Source organism: Pontibacter diazotrophicus (genome assembly GCF_003367245.1).
In the GTDB taxonomy this organism is placed as follows: domain Bacteria; phylum Bacteroidota; class Bacteroidia; order Cytophagales; family Hymenobacteraceae; genus Pontibacter; species Pontibacter diazotrophicus.
Genome location: NZ_QRGR01000066.1, coordinates 1 through 4,803, shown reverse-complemented (window position 1 = coordinate 4,803; position 4,803 = coordinate 1). Strand labels below are relative to the sequence as shown.

Genomic DNA, 4,803 nt, shown 5'->3' with positions numbered 1-4,803 from the left:
TATGGCCTGCGCAACATCAATGTGCTGGGAAAATCAGGCGCTCATAAGGTCATGCTCCTGGCTGCCGCTGCCTTCAACATAAGAAAGTACATGAGGAACAGACCGAAAAAGTCTGTGAGCATGGCAACAGCAATGGAAAGGGAGCAGCCACATGTTCATACCTTCAGCTATTGGTTTCACCCCTGTCGCTTGACCACAATCAAAGAGAGGAGCATTATATGCTTATTCCGAATAAAGGTTGTAAGAAAATCATGCTAGAAGCTGAGTTGTGCAACAGCCACCCACGTTTGCTGGGACAAGCGCAACGTCCTGCAACATTGTGCAACAAAATTTTGCTACAACCGGCAAAGCAGAAGGTAAAGTAGCCTTAGGCATTCATGCCCGGAGCAACAGCTGTAAAAGCAGGAAAACGTACCTATTACTCCAAAGTAGCCTTTAGATAGGCATCGCATGCTGGCTGTTCCCGATAATGGCCTGCTCAGTGCAGTGTTGCGCACCGTTGCGGTTAGAATGTTGCGTCTTGTTGCGGTTAGCATGGAGGCCGACAAATCAGGTGTGGACTTCATCAAGCAGGCTAGCACCTACATTCCTTCTCAAAATATCCCGTTTTCCGGGACTATTTCTTCCTCAAAGAGGCAACTAAGTTTTGTGCAAAGGACTACCTCCTATGCCATAGGCCTCGGAGTACGTTTACCTTCTCGTCAGCTTACCCGTGCAGGGAGCCCGAGGCACAACCAATCCCTCTTTTTGCTGTATATACCCTTACCTTGTCTCTTCCGCATTCACTCCCACGCCATGGCATCTCCCAAAAGCAAATTAGACCTCACTGCATTCAAACTGATAGGAGACCAGTATGACGGCGTCTTTTTTGTCTATGATCTGGAAGCCGGGAGGTTCATTTACCTGAATAAAGTCTTTGAGGAGATGTGGAAAAGAAAAGTGGACGATGTGATGGAAAACCCTGCCTCCCTGCTGGATTCCATTCACGAGGAGGACCGGGAGCACGTGACGTTGTGCTACGAGAGGCTTTTAAAGGAACGCGAAAAAATGCGCCTGCAATTCCGGGTTGTGTGGCCTTACACCACTGACAGATGGGTTCGGCTGAAAGTGTATCCTTTAGAGCAGGAAGGCCAGGCGCATTGGATGGCCGGCATGGCCGAGGATGACTCTTCCCGCATGAAGAACATCTTCGACATGCAGAAAGTAAATGCCCGCAAGAACTCCATGCTGGAGATACTGGCCCATGATCTGCGAGGGCCCATCTCGTTAGTGCAGACGCTTGCCGCCGTCATTGAAGAAGACCTGCCAAAGCCTGAAAGTGAACGCAGCCGCAAACAACTGAAGATTATCCAGGAGATCTGCAGGCGCAACATTGACCTGATACGGGACCTGGTTCACCAGGAGTTTCTGGAGTCAGCCCAGGTAGAAGTGAATAAGGAGCGGCTGGATGTGGTCTGGGAGATCAACGAGGTGATCAAGATGTACCGGGATTCACAGGAAAACCTGGACAGGGTGTTTAAGTTTTCCTCTTCACATGAACAGGTATATGCCCGGGTAGACAGCATAAAATTCATGCAGGTGGTCAACAACCTCGTCTCCAATGCCCTCAAGTTCACCCATGATGGGGGCACTATCAGCATCCATGTCGAGAAGGATGAGAGCCGTGTTGTCATCTCCGTAAAAGATGATGGCATAGGCATTCCGGAGAAGTACCGCTCCACCTTGTTTGACAAATTTACCGAAGCCCGCCGACCGGGGCTCAAAGGGGAGGAAACCGTGGGGCTGGGCATGTCCGTCATCAAAACCATCGCGGAGTTGCACGGAGGGAAAATCCGGTTTGAGAGCGAGGAAGGCAAAGGCACTACCTTTTTTGTCGAAGTTCCTGTAGAGTAGCGCCCAGATCACAGCCGCTGCGGCTGTGTGGCCGCCTAATGGCCCTTGCTCTACCCATTTAGGTATGTTGGTCCTCAACAGCCCGCGTTTTCCGGGACAGCGTTTCGGCATGGCACTCCCAGGCCGCTCAGAAGGCGCACCGGGTGCCACAACAGGTAGCTTTCCCAAGAGACCTCCTTTACGGGCCATGGGATGTGTGGCCTCATGCCTTATATTCCTTTATGGAAATGTTACATCCCTTGCTGCTTATGCCACAATAAATATTCTATAAGTCCCATGATTCAGTCTTTCCGCTGAGTTTGGCTCCTTTCACCCCTTGCTGTCCATGTTACGATCAGGCGGGGAATCGCCTTTCACAGCACAGGGCGTGTTGCCATTTTGCCCTTCATATACAACAGTGCACCAGCCCTCCCCTGCCGAAACCGTAGCGGGTAACCCGAAAGCGACTTAGCACAACCAACATTCAGGCTGGCGGGCCATGCGCCTTTGTCCTCGATGTCACCCTTAACAAATAAACATGAACTGGACAAATCTACTGCCCGAGGGCATATATGAGTATGAGAGTCCCTGTCTGCACGTGTGGGTGGACAGCAATCTGGGGCTGATGCACTATGAGTGGCTGGCTGCGCCCTCTGCCGGGCAGTTCCGCGCCGGCATCGACCTGTCCGCGGAGTGGGTCCACAGGATGGAGGTGGGGAGCTGGATCCATGACTCAAGGTGGCTGGAGGGAGTCTCTGCAGGAGAGCAGCGGTGGGCACTGGGCTGCCTCGCCCATGCCGTCGCAAACTCAAGGCTCCGGCTGCTGGCGCTGGTCAACGCCACCGGCACGCTCAGCAAGGCCGCCTTTGAGGAGGAGATCAAAGGGAGGACCGGCAGGGCAGTGGAGATAGGCGAGTTCGGGACCTACAAGGAGGCAGCCGACTGGATAGCGGGCATCAGGTTCTAACCTACTGCCAGTGCGCGCCCCGTTTGCTTGCGCCCTGTTGCCCTTGGCCAGGGTTGCATACAGCAGGGGACTATAAATTTAACTGTGGAGGAAAAGCACAATGCATTGGATTGACTTGCAGACAGGTTACATGCTGGGTGCCTCCAGGGACATGGGAGAGATGGGAAGGGCCAAGCAGCAGATGGAGGCGGAGGGCAGGGAAGTGGTGTGCGCCTGCCACCGCTCCCGGGTGCAGGAGCAGGCCGCGCAGTGGTGGGTGCTTGCCTCCCCCGACAACCCGGACAGGTTCCTGGACTATACCTTCAGCCCCGCCGGGCACTCATGCCGCACGGCCAGGGAATCGCTGTACACGGCCGTAAAGCTGCTGTGCGCACATCACTCAGCAGAATACAGGTACCTTGTCATCGCCAGGCTGTAGCGATTACCGCAGAAGAGACACCGCCGCACGCCCTGGTTGTCTGCTTATTGGAGCATGCGTGCTGCCCACCCCCTTTGCCACGCCGCTCTCTGAAAGACTTCAGGCTGAACACCCGGGAAGTAAACTCATTTGGCGGCCCCGCTGTTAGGGAGAGGTAAAAGAATAAAGGAAAAGCAAAAGGGGCCAGACCTGTGAGGCAGCCCCTTTTGCTTTTCCGCAGCACAACCATACAATGAAAAACAAACTCCCGAAGGAGCTGGTGACAGTCTCCCTGATTGACATGGACTTTATCGCCCTGGAACTTGACATAAACAACCACAACGCAGAGGTAAAGTGGCTACGGCAAACCAGCAGCGACGAATACCGGCGCGGGCTGAGGATAGCCTTGAACATTGCCTTGGAGCTGAAGAAAGAGCTGAGGAAGACAAACGCACTTGTAGAGGCATACCAATAAAGGCTTTGGCTCGCTATGGCACATCCACTCCAAGCAAGTGCTGTATTAAGTTTTAGAATCAAAGCGGAAGAGCACATCAACTCCAGCAGCAATCAGCTTTAATTGGTCCTCCGGCAGATTCTTATTTCACCTGTTGCTGAGCCGCCAAGGCTCAGAAGTGGCCAGAAGTAGTGAAAGGTGACTCCGCAACGCTAAGCATTACCAGGCATAAACGGTCGAAACAGAAGACGTCCCTTCAACTCAACACTTCCACGTTTTCCGGGACAGGGAACTGTGGGTTACGAAGAGCCTGCAAACAGGCTGTAGCAATGCTGCGCCTGCCCGCAACAAGACGTTGCTGTAACGGACGAAACAGAAGGCTGAGTAACTCTAGGCATGCGCCCGGAACAACAGCTGTAAAAACAGGGAAATGGCACCTGTTACTGCCAAGTAGCAGGACCGCCCAAAGAGACGTGGCTGCCAAAAACAAAAAGGACTGGTGGAAACGTACACACGTCCGCTCAATTTCAAGAGCCTTCCGAGAGAACCTGATGGAGCATCAGAGCAAATAGAGAACCGCATACTTACCTGAACATGATTGACCTGGGCGATCTGTAAGGAGTAAGCGTCTTTTCTTAAGCGAAGCCCTGTTTACATCCAACTGTCCAGTGGACCCCGTACAACCATAGAGCAAAGGTGCAAAAAGAAGCTTAAAGTGCGGCTCTATAGAGTCTATCAGTGAATAGAAAGTAAGCTTCTGATATCTCTTTCATAAAATAAGAATGGAACTTAAACAATCAGAAGCAGAGCAGCAGGAACTGCTCCTGCAGTTAAGGGAGACACAGCGAAAGCTGGAGGAAAGGAACACACAGCTGGAACTGATTAACCAGGTAGGCAGCATGCTGACATCTGAGTTGGAGCTGGATAAGGTGGTACAGAATGTGACAGACATTGCCACCCAAATCAGCAAGGCGAAGTTCGGGGCCCTGTTTTATAAAAAGTACAATGAAGAAGGAGAAGAGTACACCCTCTACGCGCTCTCTGGCGCAAGACACGAGGACTTCGCCCATCTTCCGGTTATCCGGCATACGCCCATTCTGGACCCCACGCTTC

5 protein-coding genes are annotated in these 4,803 nt (G+C 52.6%); all 5 read left to right on the top strand.

All coding sequences use genetic code 11. The annotated features are described in order from the left end of the window. Window positions 1-450 precede the first annotated feature (450 nt). Window positions 451-1,893 (top strand): PAS domain-containing sensor histidine kinase, encoded by a 1,443-nt coding sequence (locus DXT99_RS26565; RefSeq protein ID WP_115568627.1) that lies wholly within the window; start codon window positions 451-453, stop codon window positions 1,891-1,893. A gap of 517 nt (window positions 1,894-2,410) precedes the next feature. Further along, complete coding sequence (locus DXT99_RS26560) at window positions 2,411-2,839, top strand: hypothetical protein (protein ID WP_115568626.1); 429 nt, start codon at window positions 2,411-2,413, stop codon at window positions 2,837-2,839. A gap of 100 nt (window positions 2,840-2,939) precedes the next feature. After that, window positions 2,940-3,257, top strand: a complete 318-nt coding sequence (locus DXT99_RS26555) for a hypothetical protein (RefSeq protein WP_115568625.1) — start codon at window positions 2,940-2,942, stop codon at window positions 3,255-3,257. 232 nt (window positions 3,258-3,489) lie between these two features. Beyond that, the gene (locus DXT99_RS26545; protein WP_115568623.1) at window positions 3,490-3,711 is read left to right on the top strand and encodes a hypothetical protein; all 222 of its coding nucleotides are present in this window, start codon (window positions 3,490-3,492) and stop codon (window positions 3,709-3,711) included. 761 nt (window positions 3,712-4,472) lie between these two features. Continuing rightward, a partial coding sequence (locus DXT99_RS26540) for a hypothetical protein (protein WP_220273455.1) occupies window positions 4,473-4,803 on the top strand: 331 nt, incomplete at its 3' end.